The sequence below is a fragment of the Pseudonocardia halophobica genome, assembly GCF_027922425.1.
Taxonomy (GTDB): Bacteria; Actinomycetota; Actinomycetes; order Mycobacteriales; family Pseudonocardiaceae; genus Pseudonocardia; species Pseudonocardia halophobica.
In genome coordinates, this window is record NZ_BSFQ01000019.1 from 38,611 (window position 1) to 54,399 (window position 15,789).

A 15,789-nucleotide genomic window follows, 5' to 3' on the forward strand; every position below is an offset into this window, starting at 1 on the left:
CGTGAGCCAGCCGATCACGGACACCCGGTCGACCGCCGACTCCTTCCCCCGCCTGCACGCCCGCACCCGCCGGTTCACCCTCGGCGCCCCGCGCGGCGTCACCGTCTCGCCCGACGGCGGCAGGGTCGTCTTCCTGCGCAGTCGCGGCGGCACGGACCCGGTGACGTGCCTGTGGAGCCTCGAGGTGGAGACCGGCGAGGAGCGGCTGATCGCCGACCCGCGCGAGCTCGACGACACGGACGTCGAGGACCTGCCGGCCGAGGAGCGGGCGCGCCGCGAGCGGGCTCGGGAGCAGGCGGGCGGGGTGGTCGGCTACGCGACGGACCGGGCCGTGACCCGCGCCGTGTTCCCCTTGTCCGGCCGGCTCTACCTGGCCGAGTTCGCCGGCGGGCTCACCCCGCGGCTCATCGAGACCCACGGCGCGGTGATCGACCCGCGGCTCGACCCCACCGGCGCGCGGATCGCGTTCGTCTCCGGCGGCGCCCTGCACCTGCACCTGATCGCCGCGCGCACCACCACGACCCTGCTGGTCCCCGAGGGCGACGACGTCACCTACGGGCTGGCCGACTTCGTCGCCGCCGAGGAGATCGACCGGATGCGCGGCTTCTGGTGGTCCCCCGACGGCGACGCGCTCGTCGTCGCCCGGGTCGACGAGGCCGCGGTGCCGGTGTGGCACATCGCGGACCCGGCGAACCCCGACCGCACCCCCGCGGCCGTCCGCTATCCCGCGGCCGGCACCACCAACCCGGCCGTGACCCTCGAGATCGTCGGCCTCGACGGCAGCCGCACGCCGATCGGGTGGGACGTCGAGCGGGACGAGTACGTGGTCGACGTCGTGTGGGACGACCGGGGCCTGTTCGTGGTCGTGCAGCCCCGCGACCAGAAGGCGCTGCGGATGCTCGCGGTCGACCCGGCCACGGGCACGACCACGCTCGTCGACGAGGAGACCGACCCGGTGTGGGTCGACGCGACACCGGGCCTGCGGGTGCACACCGCCTCCGGCGCGCTGGTGAAGCTGGCCCACCGCGACGGGGCGCACCGGGTGCTGGTCGACGGCGAGCCCGTCACCCCGCCGGATCTCCAGGTCCGCAGCCTGCTCGACGTCGACGGCGACACCCTGCTGATCAGCGGCTCGACCACCCCCGCGTCGGTCCGGCTGTGGACCTGGGACGCCGTGGGCGGGCTGGTGCCCGTGTCGCCCGAGGAGGGCGTGCACTCCGGGCGTCTCTCCGGCGGCACGTACGTGCGCACCTCGACCGACCTCGCCTCGCCGGCCGCGACCACGGTCCGGACCGCGGACGGCGCTGGTGTCGTCGAGCGGGAGATCGCCTCCTTCGCGGCCGAGCCGAACGTCGAGCTGCGGATCTCGCTGCACCGGGCCGGCGAACGGCGGCTGCAGACCGCGTTGCTGCTGCCCTCCTGGTGGGAGCCGGGTGTGCCGCTGCCGGTGCTGATGGACCCGTACGGCGGGCCGCACGGCCAGCGCGTCTACGCCGCCCGCAACCCGCACCTGACCAGCCAGTGGTTCGCCGAGCAGGGCTTCGCGGTGGTGGTCGTCGACGGCCGCGGGATGCCCGGCCGCGGGCCGGAGTTCGAGCGGGCCGTGCACCTGGACCTCGCCCAGCCCGTGCTCGACGACCAGGTCGACGCCCTGCGCGCCCTCGCCGTCGAGAACCCGGACCTCGACCTCACCCGGGTCGGCATCCGCGGCTGGTCCTTCGGCGGGTTCCTCGCGGCGCTCGCGGTGCTGCGCCGGCCGGACGTCTTCCACGCCGCGGTGGCCGGTGCGCCGGTCACGGACTGGGAGCTCTACGACACCCACTACACCGAGCGCTACCTCGGGCACCCGGCCGTCGAGAAGGCGGCCTACGAGCGGTCGTCGCTGCTCGCCGACGCCGCCACCCCGGCCTCCGAGGACCGCCCGAACCGGCCCCTCATGATCATCCACGGGCTCGCGGACGACAACGTCGTGGCCGCCCACACCCTGCGGCTGTCCTCGGCGCTCCTCGCCGCGGGCCGCCCGCACCAGGTGCTGCCGCTCTCCGGCGTCACGCACATGACGCCGCAGGAGGTCGTCGCCGAGAACCTGCTGCTCCTGCAGGTGCAGTTCCTCCGGGACGCGCTGGGGGTGCCCGCGCCGCCGGTGTGACCGCCCGCGCGCGCTCAGTCGTGCGAGATGTGGTGGGGCGTCTCGTCGTCGGCCGAGGCCCCGCCGTCGCGGGTGTCCGGGGCGTCGGGGTCCGGCGCGCCGACGCCCGCGGCCCGGCGGCGCTCGTCGCGCAGGTCGTGGATGCCCACGCCGAGCGCGACGAGCGTGGTCAGCACGGCCACACCGAGCGCGCCGGCGATGGCGGCCCGGTACGAGTCGCCGGCGGCGCCCAGCACGCCGTAGTACACCCCGGCGACGACGGCGGTGCCGATCGCCGCGCCCACACGCTGCCCGGTCTGCAGGGCGCCGCCGGCCGAGCCGGCCATCCGCACGGGCACGTTGCGCAGGGTCATGGTGATGTTCGGGGAGATCACGAAGCCGCCTCCGATGCCGCCCAGCAGCAGGGCCGGCGCGGCGGCGATCCCGGCGATCTCCCCCGGGACCAGCGCGAGGATCGCCGCGGTCGCGGCCACGCCCACGGCGACCAGCGACAGGCCGAACACGGTGAGCCGGCGGCCGAAGCGCTCGACGAGCCGCCCGGCCACCACGGCGGACACCGCGGAGCCGACCGCGAAGGCGGTGACCGACAGCCCGGACTGCAGCGGCGTGTAGCCGAGGCCGGACTGGAAGAACTGCGCGAACACGATCCAGACGCCGGAGAACCCGGTGAAGTAGACGAGCCCGAGCAGGGCGCCGGGTGCGTAGCCGGAGGTCTCGGTGACCAGCCGGATGTCGAAGAGCGGCTCGGCGCCGCGGCGCACCTCGCGGCGCTCCCACCACAGGAACAGCATCGCCAGCGCCACGCCGATCGGGAACAGCCACCACAGCCGCGCGATCCCGCCGGACTCGGCCTGCACCAACGGCAGGAGCAGCGCGAGCACCGCCCCGCCCAGCAGCGCCGCACCGGCCCAGTCGATGTGCGGCCGCTCCCCGGTCTGCGCCTTCGGCAGCAGCCGTGCGGCCAGCACCACCGCCAGCACCCCGATCGGGACGTTCACGTAGAAGATCCACCGCCAGCCGTCGGGCTCCCCGAAGGCGGCGAGCAGCAGCCCGCCCACGATCGGGCCGGCCGCCGTCGAGATGCCGACCGTGGCGCCGAAGAACCCGAACGCCCGGCCCCGCTCGGCGCCGCGGAACAGGCTCTGGATCAGCCCGGAGTTCTGCGGCGCCAGCGACCCCGCCGCGAAGCCCTGCAGCAGCCGGGCGACCACGAGCAGCTCGATCGTGGGCGCCGCACCGCACAGGGCGCTGAAGGCGACGAACGCGGTGAGCGCGATCAGGAACATCCGGCGGCGGCCGAACGCGTCGCCGAGCCGGCCGGCCGGGACGAGCGCGAGGCCGAAGGTCAGCGCGTACCCCGAGACCACCCACTGCGCGCCCGCCGGGTCGGTGCCGAGCCCGTGCTGGATCGACGGCAGCGCCACCGAGACGATGCTGACGTCGAGCAGCGTCATGAACCCCGCGGCAAGGGTGACGGACAGGGCCCGCCAGCGGCGCGGGTCGGGGGTGTACTCCTCCTCGGTCCCCTGGCGGGCCGGGGCCGAGGTCATGACGCGGTGCAGGTGTGGGAGCGGACGGGCACGACGTCGGACGTTACCGCCGGCCCCGGCGACCCGCCTTCCGAGCGCCGGGCACCGGCGGGACGGACCCGGGTGCTCGTGTCCGGGCGGTCAGGCGGGCCCGACGCGGTCGCCGACCCGGACCGTCCCCGCCGCGGCGACGTCGGCGTAGGCGCCCGCGCACGCCCAGGTCCCCATGCCCGGAATCCTCCGCCGGTTGATCTTCGCGATCGTGCGCAGCGTGTCCCGGTCCTCCGGGAGGCCCTCCTGCGCCAGGGTCGTCATCACGCAGCGCATGGTCGGCATGGTGACCGTGATCCGGGCGTCGCCGGCGGCGAGGGTCTCCCCGACCCACCCGTCCTCGACGAACCCGGGCCCCTGCGCGGTGTCCAGCAGCAGGTTCGGGCGGTAGCGGCGGGCGTCGAACGTCGAGCCGGGGGCGGCCTCGGAGAGCGCGGCCAGCGTGGAGCCGGTCATCAGGTGCAGCACGCCGAGGTCGAGGAAGGAGTCGGTCGGGGTGAGCCCGGCCGTGCCGATCCGGCTGACCGGCTCGCCCTCCTCGCTGTGCTCGACGGTGGTGTCGTCGATGAAGGCCTGGGGTGCGAGGCCCTCGATCTGCGGCCACTGCTCCTCGAACTCGGCGCCGGCCGCCGGATCGGCCGACAGCACGACCGCGCGGCCGAGCAGGTCGGAGAGGGCGGCCTCGAGCCCGGGCTCGTCGCTGCGCAGGGTCCGGCCGTCGGGGAACGTGACGGCGACGGGCGGCGGGGCCGCGTCGGGCTCCGGCTCGCCGAGGAAGGCGGCGCTGCAGCCGAGCAGGGCGCCCCACTTCCGGGGGTACTTGGCGCTGGCCACCGTGCCGTCCTCGGCGTCGACCACGGCGTAGGCGCGGTCGCCGAGGGCCCCGCCGGGAAGCAGGGCGAGGGCGTCGACCCGCTCCCCCTGCATCGACTTGACCGGGAAACGGTGGAGGGCGGTGATGGTCGCGTGGGTCGTCGTCGCCTGTGACGCTGGTGCGGACATGATCCCTTCGTAGCGGGCGCACCGGGCCCCGCGCCACCTCCGGACGGCGGGGGTCTGGCAGGGTGACGGCCGACCGACGCGAGACCCAGGAGGAACCCGACGATGGCACCGCAGAAGCCCGACGTCGACCCGATCGACGGCCCGGCCCCGACCGACCTCGAGATCACCGACATCACCGTCGGCGAGGGCGAGGAGGCGAAGGCCGGCCACCGGGTGGCCGTGCACTACGTGGGCGTGGCGCACTCGACCGGCGAGGAGTTCGACGCCTCCTACAACCGCGGCCAGCCGCTGCAGTTCGGCCTCGGCGCGGGCCAGGTCATCCAGGGCTGGGACCGGGGCGTGCAGGGCATGAAGGTCGGCGGGCGCCGCCGGCTGGTCATTCCGCCGCACCTGGGCTACGGCGACCGGGGCGCCGGGGGCGTCATCAAGGGCGGCGAGACCCTGATCTTCGTGGTGGACCTGCTCGCGGTGCAGTGACGCCGCCCGTGCGGTTGCTGATCCTCTCCGACACGCACGTCCCGGTGCGGGCGAAGGACCTGCCCGCGCCGCTGTGGGAGGCGGTGGAGTCGCTCGGCGCGGACGACCTGGTCGTCCATGCCGGCGACTGGATGGACCCCGGGCTGCTCGACGCGCTGGAGGCGCGGGCGCCCCGGGTCGTCGGGGTGTGGGGCAACAACGACGGCCCCGATCTGCGCGGACGCCTCCCGGAGGTCGCGCGGTTCGAGGCCGGCGGGCTGCGGTTCGCCGTCACCCACGAGACGGGTGCGGCCCAGGGGCGGGAGCGGCGGATGGCCGCCCGCTTCCCCGACGTCGACGTGCTGGTCTTCGGGCACAGCCACATCCCGTGGGATTCGACGGCTCCCACGGGCCTGCGCCTGCTGAACCCGGGCTCCCCCACCGACCGCCGCCGTCAACCCACGCACACGTGGATGACGGCGGCGGTGCAGGAGGGCGAGCTGCGCCGGGTGGACCTGGTCCACCTGGAGAACCTGCGCTGACGCGTGCGCGGGACGTGGTGCTCCGGCACCACGTCCCGCGCACGGTCACGCGTCAGGAGTGCTCGCGGTCGTAGCGGGCCATCTCCTCGTCGATCTCCCGGTCGTGGCGGTCCATCGCCTCGGCCTCCTCGCGGCTGTGCGCGACGGCCACCGCGATCGACGAGCCGTGGCCCTCGGCGAGCTCGGGCCGGCGGCGCACTGCGACCAGGCTGGCCACGGTCGTGATCGCCAGGACGCCCACGATGACCAGCAGCGACACCGCGATGCTGACCTCCGGCACCGGGATCGGCTCGCCGCCGTTGAGGAACGGCAGCTCGTTCTCGTGCAGGGCGTGCAGCACGAGCTTGACGCCGATGAAGGCCAGGATCACGGCGAGGCCGTAGGACAGGTAGATCAGCTTCTTGAGGAGCCCGCCGAGCAGGAAGTACAGCTGGCGCAGGCCCATCAGGGCGAAGGCGTTGGCCGTGAAGACCAGGAACGGCTCCTGGGTCAGGCCGAAGATGGCCGGGATGGAGTCGAGCGCGAACAGCAGGTCGGTGAGCCCGATCGCGATCATCACGATCAGCATCGGGGTGACCCAGCGCTTGCCGTCGAGCTTCACGGTGGTCTTGGAGCCGTGGAACTTGTCCGTCACCGGCAGCACCCGGCGGACGAACCCGACGATCTTGGGCTCCTTCCACTCGTCCTCGTCGCCACCCATGCCCTGCCGGACCATGTTCACCGCGGTGTAGATCAGGAATGCGGCGAAGAGGTAGAACACCCAGCTCAGGGCGTTGATCGCGGCGGCGCCGACGGCGATGAACAGGCCGCGCATCACCAGCGCGATCACGATGCCGACCAGCAGCACGCGGTGCTGGTGGATCGCCGGCACCGCGAAGCTCGACATGATGATCACGAAGACGAACAGGTTGTCGACCGAGAGCGAGTACTCGGTGATGTAGCCGGCGAAGAACTCCCCGGCGTACTGGCCGCCCGCGAAGTACCAGATGCCGAGGCCGAACAGCACGGCGAGCGCGATGTAGAAGAGCACCCAGCGGGTGGCTTCCTTGATCGTCACGGCGTGCGGCTTGTGGTCGACCAGGAACAGGTCGGCCAGGATGATGGCGACCAGGCCGCCGATGGTGGCGAACCACAGCCAGACGGGCACGTTCACGCGGGGAGCCTCCAGGGGTCTCGGGCAGCACGGGACTGCCCCGAGGTCTCTCCCCTCCGCTCAGCTGCGGATCGGTGGCGCCGGGTTCGGGACCCGCATGATTGTCGATCCTGGGCTGCGGGCCCTTCTCCGTGCTGACGACGCCACCGTGACCGGGATACTCCCCTGCGGTGCCTCTCCAGTCTGCCCGCCCCGTCGCGCCGGCCGCCAGCGGGGGTGACCGACCACACCGGTCAGAGCACCCGAGGAGGGGACGAACCGGTCGAACCGGCAGGAACCGACAACCCGGTCGGGGTACGTGACCAGCCAGCCGGCACCGCGGGGACCGCGGGCGTGGTCGGGACGGCGGGCGGCGGCGCGGGCGACACGGACGGCACCGCGGGCGGCGGCACCACGGGGACGCCCGGGACGGGCCGGGCGAGGTCGACCCGGTCGATCTCCTCGCCGTCGTCGGTCACGGCGTGCACCCGCATGGTCGCGATCCGCCCCGGCACCTCCGGCTGCACCTCCACGCGCAGGTAGGCGTAGCCGGCGTAGCGCACCCGGGACCAACCGACCGTCTCCGACTTCTCGCCGTCCTTGCCCGTGACGCGGCTGCGGATCTCCCGGTCGCCGCCGGTCCGGCCGCGGTAGCGGGCGCCGCCGTCGTCGAGCCAGCCGTTGCTCCGCCGCCCGCCGGAGCCGACGCAGATGTAGGTCGTGCCGTCCGTGGCGGGGCGGACGGTCGCCCTGTCCGGGGCCTCGCGGGCGGCCTCGCCGCCCCGGATCGGGTCCGTGCGCTCGTACTGGTGGTTGTGGCCCTGCACGGCGAGGTCGACCGAGAAGCGGTCGAACAACGGCGTCAGGGCTGACCGGACGCCGCCGTCGGAGGCGTGCGAGTCGCTGGTCGAGTAGGCGCAGTGGTGGAAGAACACCACCACGAAGGTGACGTCCGGGTCGGCGCGGAAGGCCGCGAGCGTGTCGGTGAGCCACTGGACCTGGGCGCCGCGGCTGTAGCCGGTGTTGGCGCGGATCTCGGTGGAGAGGTCGTTGGCGTCGACGCTGACCACCCCCACGCAGCCGTGCGTGAAGGCGTAGACCGACGGACAGCCCGACGGCCCGGTCCGCGGCAGGTCCAGCCGGGCCGCGTGGCCGCCGTAGCCGTGGCCGGAGTCGCCGTCGTCGTACAGGGCCTCCATGTCGTGGTTGCCCGTGGCGAACATCCACGGCGTGTGGGCGGCGCTCTTCTCGATCGCGGCGAAGTACCGCGTCCACAGACCGGGGTTGAACGAGTCGCCCCGCTCGCCGCGGCCGGCGCGGTCGGCGTAGCAGATGTCGCCGGCCAGCAGGTGGAAGGCCGGGGCGTCCTGGGCGATCAGCGCGGTCAGGGCGTTGGGTGGCGCCGCGCCGCCGTTCCCGTCGCCGGCGTTGCCGGCGACGCCCTGGTCGGCGAACGCCGTGAACGTGAACGGCCGGCGGTCGCCCTTCGCCGGGGCGGTGCGGAAGGTGGCGTCCGGCGTCGTCGAGCCGTCGGGCAGGCGGAAGCGGTAGTGGTAGGTGGTGCCGGCGGTCAGTCCCTCGGCCCGGGCGTGCGCGAAGAGCTGCTCCCCGCCGCGGACGTCCTCGCCCCGCGGCACCTGGCTGACCAGCTCGCGCAGCTCGACGGGCACGGTCGCGCCGTAGCCGGTGTCGAGGCCGAGATCCAGGAGGACCTTGCCCGCGGGCTTCCCGGTCAGCTCGCCCGCGATCGCCATCGAGGTGCGCGGGTCGTCGCCGAACGCGAGGTGCCGGCCGACGAGCCCGGTCTCCGCCGCCCGCGCCACACCGGTCCACGGGCCGTGGGCCAGCGCGAGCCCGGCGAGCGCCCCGATCCCGCCCCGCAGTGCCGCCCGCCGCGTGATCGGCCGCCGCCGGAGCTCGGCACGGATCCACTCGTGCTGGTCCGCGACCGTCATGTCGCGGGCCAGCCGGCGCGGGATGCCGAGATCGGGCGTCTCACCCTCCGGGTTCACGGGCACGCCCCGACTGTCACGCAGTGACCGCTCCGGAGCGGTGAGGCCGCCCGGCGCGTCGGTGAAGAGCGACGACCGGGTGACCGTCGGTCGGGGTACCGGCCGGGGTACTCGTCGATGCGGTGGTGGTGCGGGAGCGACGGCCGGAGACAGGTGCGGCGTCGGGGCGCCCGGGTCTGGCAGCTCGTGAGTGGCGATAGTCGCTATGGCGACGATCGCCACGCACAGGTCTCTGAGAGCGGCCTGAGGCGCCGTGCGCGGTGGAGCGCTCCACGCGGATACGGTTCCGGGGTGCCCCGCCTGTTCCGCGCCGCCGGCGCGCGTGCCGCCGCGCGCCGAGCCGCGGCAAGATCCGAGCGCCCCCGGAGACGCCCGGTCCTCGACCTGTCGCGCCGCGGTCGTCGCGCGTCCGTGCTCGGTACCGCGGCGGTCGCGACGGTCGCGCTGCTCGTGCTCACGCCCGGCACCGCCGCGGCCGCGACCAGCACGAACGCGACCATCGGCTCCACCCCGACCCCCGTGCCCACCTCCGCCGACATCCGCACGAGCGACCAGCGCATCGACGTGCGCGGCGGTCCGGGCGTCCCCGGTACGGTCTCCCTCGACACCACGCTCTACCTGCCGGAGACCACGCCGGCGCCCGCGGTGCTCGTCGCGCACGGGTTCGGCGGGAACAAGCGGTCCGTCGACACCGACGCCCGCCAGCTCGCCGACCGCGGGTACGTCGTGCTCACCTGGTCGGCACGGGGGTTCGGGGCGAGCGGCGGGCAGATCGCGCTCGACTCCCCCGACCACGAGGTCGCCGACGCCGAGCAACTGGTCGACTGGCTCGGCGGGCGTCCCGAGGTGCAGCAGGACGGGCCGGGCGACCCGCGGGTCGGCGTGACCGGCGGGTCCTACGGCGGGGCCTTGTCCCTGCTCCTCGCCGGGTACGACCGGCGCGTCGACGCCCTCGCCCCCGTGATCACCTGGAACGACCTGTCCCAGGCCCTCTTCCCCAACGCCGGCGGCCCCACCGACCTGCCGGAGGACACCCCGGCGCGCGGCACCTTCGGCGGCGACGGCGTGTTCAAGCGCGGCTGGGCCGGGGTGTTCTTCTCCTCGGGCTCGAGCAGCACCGGCGGGGCGGCGGGCGCCACGGGCGCCACCGACGACAGCACCGGCTCCACGAACGGCGCCGCCCCCACCGACGGCAGCGACACCAGCGACACCACCGGCGACGACGGCTCGGCGGCCGGGAGCGACACCGGCAGCAGCGACACCGGCAGCGACGCGAACGGCAGCAGCGACGACACCAGCAGCGGCTCGAACGGCAGCGACGGCACCACCACCAGCACGAACGACCTCGCCTCCGCCCTCGGCGCCCGCACCGGCGGCGGCCTGCCCGCCTCGGCCGTCCCGCCCGCCGCCCCGCCGGTGACCTGCGGGCGGTTCACCGCCGAGGTCTGCGCCGCCTACACCGAGGCCGCCACCACCGGCCGCCTCTCCCCCGCCACCGAGGCGCTGCTGCGCCGCTCCTCGCCGGTGTCGGTGACCGATCGCATCACCGCACCGACGCTGATCGTGCAGGGCGAGCAGGACACCCTCTTCGGCCTCGACCAGGCCGACGCCAACGCCCGCCAGATCGCCGCGCACGGCACGCCGGTCAAGCTCGCCTGGTACGCGGGCGGCCACGACGGTGCCGCCGCCGGCCAGGCCGTCCGCGACCAGATCGGCGAGTGGTTCGACTTCCACCTGCGCGGCACCGGCGAGGACCCCGGCACCTCCTTCTCCTACGAGGTGGAGAGCGGCATCCGCGCCGGCCGGACCACCACCACGAGCCGGACGGTCGTCGCCGACGCCTACCCGGGCCTGTCCGGTGCGGCGCCCGTCACCACGCAGGCGCTGCCGCTCACGGGCCAGCCGCAGGTCGTCGCCAACCCGGCCGGCGGGAACCCGGCGGCGATCACCTCGCTGCCCGGCCTCGGCGGCGCGCTCGGCTCGCTGGGCAGCCGGCTCTCGGCGTTCACCGCCGACCTGCCCGGCCAGTCGGCGCTCTTCGCGGGGCCGGCGCTCACCGCGCAGACGGACGTCGCGGGCGCGCCGCGCCTCGACGTCACCGTCTCCCGGATGCCCGGCCAGCCCGCCGCCGACGAGGCCGTCCTGTTCGCCAAGACCTACGAGGTCGGCCAGGACGGGCTGCGCCAGCTGCTGGGCAACGCCGTCGCGCCGGTCCGCGTGGCCGTGCCCACCGACGGCAGCCCCGCCCGGGTGTCGATCACGCTGCCCGGCGTGGTGGCGCCGATCGAGGTCGGCAACCGCCTCGTGGTCTCGATCAGCACCACCGACCAGGGCTTCGCCTCCCCCGCCGAGCCGGCGGTCTGGCGGATCGGCCTGGCCGAGGGCGCCGCGCTCGCGGTGCCGGTGGTGCCCGGCCGGGCCGTCACCACCAGCACGGTGCCGGTCTGGCCGCTGGTCGGGATCGGCGTCGTCCTGCTGCTTTCCCTGGTGGGCTGGCTGGTCGCGAAGGCGCTGCGCCGCCGCCGTGAGGTCCCGCCCGCCGGGGCCGCGGACGCCCCGCCGCTGGAGATCAGCGGGCTCGCCAAGACCTACAAGGGCGGGTTCAGCGCGGTGAAGGAGGTGTCGTTCACCGTGCAGCCGGGCATGGTGCTGGGGCTGCTCGGTCCCAACGGCGCCGGCAAGACGACCGTGCTGCGGATGCTGATGGGCCTGATCTCGCCGACCTCCGGGTCGATCCGGGCGTTCGGCGAGCCCGTCGGGCCCGGCGCGCCGGTGCTGGCTCGCATCGGCGCGTTCGTCGAGGGCCCCGGCTTCCTCCCGCACCTCTCCGGCGCCGACAATCTGCGGCTCTACTGGGCCGCCACCGGCCGGCCCACCGAGGAGGCGCACCTCGAGGAGGCCCTCGAGGTCGCGGGGCTCGGCGAGTCCGTGCACCGCCGCGTGGGCACCTACTCGCAGGGCATGCGGCAGCGCCTCGCGATCGCCCAGGCCATGCTCGGCCTGCCGGAGCTGCTCGTGCTCGACGAACCGACCAACGGGCTCGACCCGCCCCAGATCCACGCGATGCGGGAGCTGCTGCGGCGCTACGCCGAGGGCGGCCGGACCGTGCTCGTCTCCAGCCACCTGCTGGCCGAGGTCGAGCAGACGTGCACGCACGTCGTCGTCATGCACCACGGCCGGGTCGTCGCCGACGGCACGGTCGACGACATCATCGCGGGCGGCGGCGCGGCCAGCTTCGGCGTCGACGTGCCGGAGCGCGCGGTCGAGGTCCTCGCGGCGCTCGACGGCGTCCGCGACGTCGCCGCCGAGGGTCGCCTGGTGCACGCGGAGCTCAACGGCACCCCGCGCGCGTCGGCGGTGCAGGCCCTCGTCGCGGCGGGGATCTCGGTGGAGTCCGCCGGCCCGCGCCGCCGCCTGGAGGACGCGTTCCTCCAGCTCGTGGGAGAGGACACGGCACCATGACGCAGCCGAGCGAGCACGAGTCGCGGGGCGACTGGCTGCACCGGGACGCGAAGTACGCCGACCCGTCGACGCGGAAGGGGCACGTCGGCCTGCTGGCGGCGGACGGCTCGCCCGCCTCGTCGTACCGGGCGGGCCGGACGCTCCCGCTGCGCGTCGAGCTGGTCCGCCAGCTGAAGCGGCGCCGCACGCAGGTGACGTTCGCGCTGGTCGCGCTGCTGCCGGTGATCCTCTGGATCGCCTTCTCGCTGACGAGCGACGAGGGCCCGGGCACCTCGGTCAACCTGGTCGACCTGGCCAAGGGCAGCGGCACCAACTTCGCCGTGTTCGCCCTGTTCGCGACGGCCGGGTTCCTGCTCGTCGTGGTGGTGGCGCTGTTCTTCGGCGACACCGTGGCGTCGGAGGCGTCGTGGTCCTCGCTGCGGTACCTGCTCGCCGCCCCCGTGCCCCGCGCGCGGCTGCTGCGGCAGAAGGCGATCGTCGCCGGGTTGCTGTCGTTCACGGCGCTGCTGCTGCTCCCGGTGGTGGCGCTCGTGGTCGGCACGCTCGCCTACGGCACCGGCGACCTCGTCAGCCCCACCGGCGAGTCCCTGGGGTACTGGGCCGCGGCCGGTCGCGCGCTGCTCGGCGGGGTCTACGTGGCCGTCAACCTGCTGTGGGTCGCCGGCCTGGCGCTGCTGCTCTCGGTGAGCACCGACGCCCCGCTGGGGGCCGTCGGCGGCGCGGTGATGACGTCGATCGTCTCGCAGATCCTCGACCAGATCACCGCGCTCGAGGACCTGCGCAACTACCTGCCGACGCACTACGCCAACGCGTGGTCCGACCTCCTCGCGAGCCGGATCGACTGGGGCGACATGACCCGCGGCGCCTTCGGCAGCATCACCTGGGCCGCGGTGCTGTTCGCGCTGGCGGCCTGGCGGTTCCACCGCAAGGACGTCACCAGCTGACCTCAGACCGCCCGGGCGTCCGCCTCCAGCAGGGCGCGGATGCCCGGCGCGGTCGATCCCGCGAGCACCGTCCCGGCCAGCGGCGGGACGTGCACCTCGACCTCGTCGGCGATCCGGTAGGGCCGCGCGAGCAGCAGCCCGCCCAGCCCGCGGCGCAGCCTGCTCATCTCGGCGCGGACCGTCACCAGGTGGTCGCGATCGCCGTAGAGGGCGGCGGACAGGGCGCCCGCGTCGAGCCCCCTGGCGCCCGCCCGGGCCAGCAGCACCAGCAGCTCGGCGTGCCGGGTGGAGAGCGGGTGGATCCACCGGGCCGAGCCGTCGACGACCGCGCGCGGCCGGCCCGCGGCGAGGTCCAGGGTCAGGGTCAGGCCGCCCGACGCGGTCGAGCCGGCGTCGGCCGACCGCAGCAGCCACCCGCCGGGCACCGGCTCGGGGAGGCACAGCCCGACCCCGTGCACGGCCAACGGCCGGTCGGCGCGCGGCGCGGCGACCCGCTCGATGCTCGGCATCCCGGTGACGGCGGCGACCCAGCCGTGGTCGTCGACCACCAGTCCGGCACCGGGCACCGCGGACAGCAGCGGGGCCGCGACGCCACGCAGCGCGTCCAGCCGGACCTCGTGCTGGCGCCACAGGCTCGCCTCGGCCAGCTTCACCGCGGTCCCGACCAGCGCGACGGTCGTCGGGTGGATCGTCTCGGCGGGCCCGCTGACGTCGACCACGCCGAGCAGCTCGCCGGTCCGCGGGTCGTGCACCGGGCAGGCGGTGCAGGTCCAGACGTGGTGCGACCGCACGAAGTGCTCGGCCGCGAAGAGCTGGACGGGTGCGCCCTCGGCCAGGGCGGTCCCGATCGCGTTCGTGCCCACGGACGCCTCGGACCAGTCCGCGCCCTCGGTGAAGCCCAACGCGTCCGCCCGGTGCCGGACCCGGTTGGAGCCCTCCCGCCACAGCAGGATCCCGTCCGCGTCCGTCACGACCATGACGTGCCGGGCGTCCTCCGCGACCGAGGTCAGCGCGGCGCGCAGCTCCGGCAGGACGCGCTGCAGCGGGGAGCCGGACCGCCGCCGCTCGACCTGGTCGGCCGCGAGCGGACCCGCCGGCTCGCCGTGCTCGGGATCGACGCCCTGGGCGCGCACGCGCTGCCAGGACCGGGCGACCAGGGACCGGATCTCGGGCGACGGGCTCGCCCCGGCCAGGACGGCGTCGTGCAGGTGGGCGAGGACCTTCGCGTGCCGCCCGACGTCCGTGCCCGGGCGCACCGCGCACACACCGCGTCCGCCCGGCGCCCCGTTGCCCGTGTCGCTGTCCCTGTTGATCCCCGCGCCCGCCACGTCACCTCCGCCCCGCCCCGGCACGGCTCCGGTGTGCGGCCGTGGCGCGACGCGTCACGGCGACGGGACGTGGCCCTCACCATAGCCCGACGGCGACGGGCAGCGTGCCGTCCGACAGGTCAGGCAGCCGTGCGCCGATCGCCGACGACCGGCTCCTCCTCGGTGCCGCCGGTGCTGTCGGTGCCGTTCGTGCTGTCGGTGTTGTCGGTGCCCTTCGTGCCGTCGGTGCTGTCGGTGCCGTCGGTGCCGACCACCTCCGCGGACGCGGTCCGGGCGGGCCGCGGCGTGCCCAGCAGCACCCCGCCGACGATGACGACCGCGGAGACCAGCTCGGTCACGCTCGGCCGCTCCCCCAGCACCGCGGCGGCCAGCGCGATCCCGACCACCGGCACCAGCAGCGAGTACGGCGCGACGACGCCCGCCGGGTACCGGCGCATCAGCCAGGTCCAGATCCCGGAGCCCACGACCGTCGCCATGAGCGACAGGTAGACGACGGCGGCGAGCCCGGGCAGACCCTCGACCGAGAAGGCCGCGCCCAGCGCCGACCAGCCCGCCCCCGGTCCCTCGGTCAGCACCGACGCGGCGAACAGCGGGATCGGGGGGATCACGCACATCCACAGCGTCAGGTGCATCGGCTTGGGCGGTGCCGCGAGCCGGCTGCAGAGGTTGCCGAACGCCCAGCCCAGCGCCCCGCACAGCGTCAGCAGGACCGGCACCAGGGCCGCCGACTGGGCCCGCGAGACCGCGATCGCCGCCAGCCCCAGCACCGCCAGGCCGATCCCGACCGCCTGCCGCGCCGTGAGCCGCTCGCGCAGGAACAGCGCCCCGAGCAGAACCGTGAACGGTGCCGAGGCCTGCAGCACCAGCGACGCGAGCCCCGTCGGCATCCCGACGTCCATCGCCACGAAGAGGAAGAGGAACTGGATCGTTCCGAACCCGAGCCCGTAGCCGAGCAGCCACTTCAGCGGCACTTGCGGGCGCGGCACGAACAGCAGCGCCGGCACCGCGATGACCAGCATGCGCAGCCCCGCGAGGAACAGCGGCGGGAAGTGGTCGAGACCGACGCGGATGGCCAGGAAGTTCCCGCCCCACAGGGCGGCGACGAGAACGGCGAGCAGGCGGTGTCGTGCGGTCACGGGTTCGAGGGTGCGCCGCCGGAACCTGAAAGACCAGCGACATGTT

Annotated in this window: 11 protein-coding genes; 5 read left to right on the forward strand and 6 right to left on the reverse strand. The window is 74.9% G+C overall.

Annotated features, from left to right (window positions below; all coding sequences use genetic code 11):
- The first annotated feature begins 1 nt into the window (after position 1).
- Positions 2 to 2,149, forward strand: coding sequence for a S9 family peptidase (locus PKE99_RS21355; protein WP_231498157.1), 2,148 nt, complete (start codon positions 2 to 4; stop codon positions 2,147 to 2,149).
- A 14-nt stretch (positions 2,150 to 2,163) separates the two neighbouring features.
- Here PKE99_RS21355 and PKE99_RS21360 read toward each other — a convergent pair whose 3' ends face one another.
- Both PKE99_RS21360 and PKE99_RS21365 read right to left on the reverse strand, forming a co-directional pair.
- Positions 2,164 to 3,699, reverse strand: a complete 1,536-nt coding sequence (locus PKE99_RS21360) for an MFS transporter (protein ID WP_081924023.1) — start codon at positions 3,697 to 3,699, stop codon at positions 2,164 to 2,166.
- Positions 3,700 to 3,819: 120 nt separating this feature from the next.
- On the reverse strand, positions 3,820 to 4,731 hold the full coding sequence (locus PKE99_RS21365; protein WP_051737221.1) for an MOSC domain-containing protein: 912 nt from the start codon (positions 4,729 to 4,731) through the stop codon (positions 3,820 to 3,822).
- 102 nt (positions 4,732 to 4,833) lie between these two features.
- Here PKE99_RS21365 and PKE99_RS21370 point away from each other — a divergent pair, with 102 nt between their 5' ends.
- A complete protein-coding gene (locus tag PKE99_RS21370) occupies positions 4,834 to 5,208 on the forward strand; it encodes an FKBP-type peptidyl-prolyl cis-trans isomerase (protein WP_037044212.1) in 375 nt (124 codons plus the stop codon).
- Positions 5,209 to 5,216: 8 nt separating this feature from the next.
- Positions 5,217 to 5,729: a metallophosphoesterase family protein gene (locus tag PKE99_RS21375; RefSeq protein ID WP_037044516.1), complete on the forward strand. Its 513-nt coding sequence runs from the start codon at positions 5,217 to 5,219 to the stop codon at positions 5,727 to 5,729.
- 52 nt (positions 5,730 to 5,781) lie between these two features.
- Here the strand turns inward: PKE99_RS21375 and PKE99_RS21380 are convergent, their stop codons facing one another.
- Both PKE99_RS21380 and PKE99_RS21385 read right to left on the reverse strand, forming a co-directional pair.
- Positions 5,782 to 6,882: a TerC family protein gene (locus PKE99_RS21380; protein WP_037044210.1), complete on the reverse strand. Its 1,101-nt coding sequence runs from the start codon at positions 6,880 to 6,882 to the stop codon at positions 5,782 to 5,784.
- 233 nt (positions 6,883 to 7,115) lie between these two features.
- Positions 7,116 to 8,879 (reverse strand): metallophosphoesterase, encoded by a 1,764-nt coding sequence (locus PKE99_RS21385; RefSeq protein ID WP_051737220.1) that lies wholly within the window; start codon positions 8,877 to 8,879, stop codon positions 7,116 to 7,118.
- 405 nt (positions 8,880 to 9,284) lie between these two features.
- On the opposite strand from PKE99_RS21385, the gene PKE99_RS21390 reads away from it, so the two are divergent.
- Both PKE99_RS21390 and PKE99_RS21395 read left to right on the forward strand, forming a co-directional pair.
- Positions 9,285 to 12,335, forward strand: a complete 3,051-nt coding sequence (locus PKE99_RS21390; protein WP_037044208.1) for an alpha/beta fold hydrolase — start codon at positions 9,285 to 9,287, stop codon at positions 12,333 to 12,335.
- On the forward strand, positions 12,332 to 13,279 hold the full coding sequence (locus PKE99_RS21395; protein WP_081924021.1) for an ABC transporter permease: 948 nt from the start codon (positions 12,332 to 12,334) through the stop codon (positions 13,277 to 13,279). Before PKE99_RS21390 ends, PKE99_RS21395 begins: the two co-directional genes overlap by 4 nt.
- A gap of 2 nt (positions 13,280 to 13,281) precedes the next feature.
- Here the strand turns inward: PKE99_RS21395 and PKE99_RS21400 are convergent, their stop codons facing one another.
- Positions 13,282 to 14,607 carry a GAF domain-containing protein gene (locus PKE99_RS21400; RefSeq protein WP_306470747.1) on the reverse strand — a complete coding sequence of 442 codons (1,326 nt, stop codon included), beginning with the start codon at positions 14,605 to 14,607 and terminating at the stop codon, positions 13,282 to 13,284.
- A gap of 119 nt (positions 14,608 to 14,726) precedes the next feature.
- Positions 14,727 to 15,743, reverse strand: a complete 1,017-nt coding sequence (locus tag PKE99_RS21405; protein ID WP_081924020.1) for an EamA family transporter — start codon at positions 15,741 to 15,743, stop codon at positions 14,727 to 14,729.
- Between the last annotated feature and the right edge of the window lie 46 nt (positions 15,744 to 15,789).

Bases quoted from the DNA above. Each gene is read 5' to 3' on its own strand.
- PKE99_RS21360 (WP_081924023.1), bottom strand. From the start codon at position 3,699: ATGACCTCGGCCCCGGCCCGCCAGGGGACCGAGGAGGAGTACACCCCC.
- PKE99_RS21365 (WP_051737221.1), bottom strand. From the start codon at position 4,731: ATGTCCGCACCAGCGTCACAGGCGACGACGACCCACGCGACCATCACC.
- PKE99_RS21370 (WP_037044212.1), top strand. From the start codon at position 4,834: ATGGCACCGCAGAAGCCCGACGTCGACCCGATCGACGGCCCGGCCCCG.
- PKE99_RS21395 (WP_081924021.1), top strand. From the start codon at position 12,332: ATGACGCAGCCGAGCGAGCACGAGTCGCGGGGCGACTGGCTGCACCGG.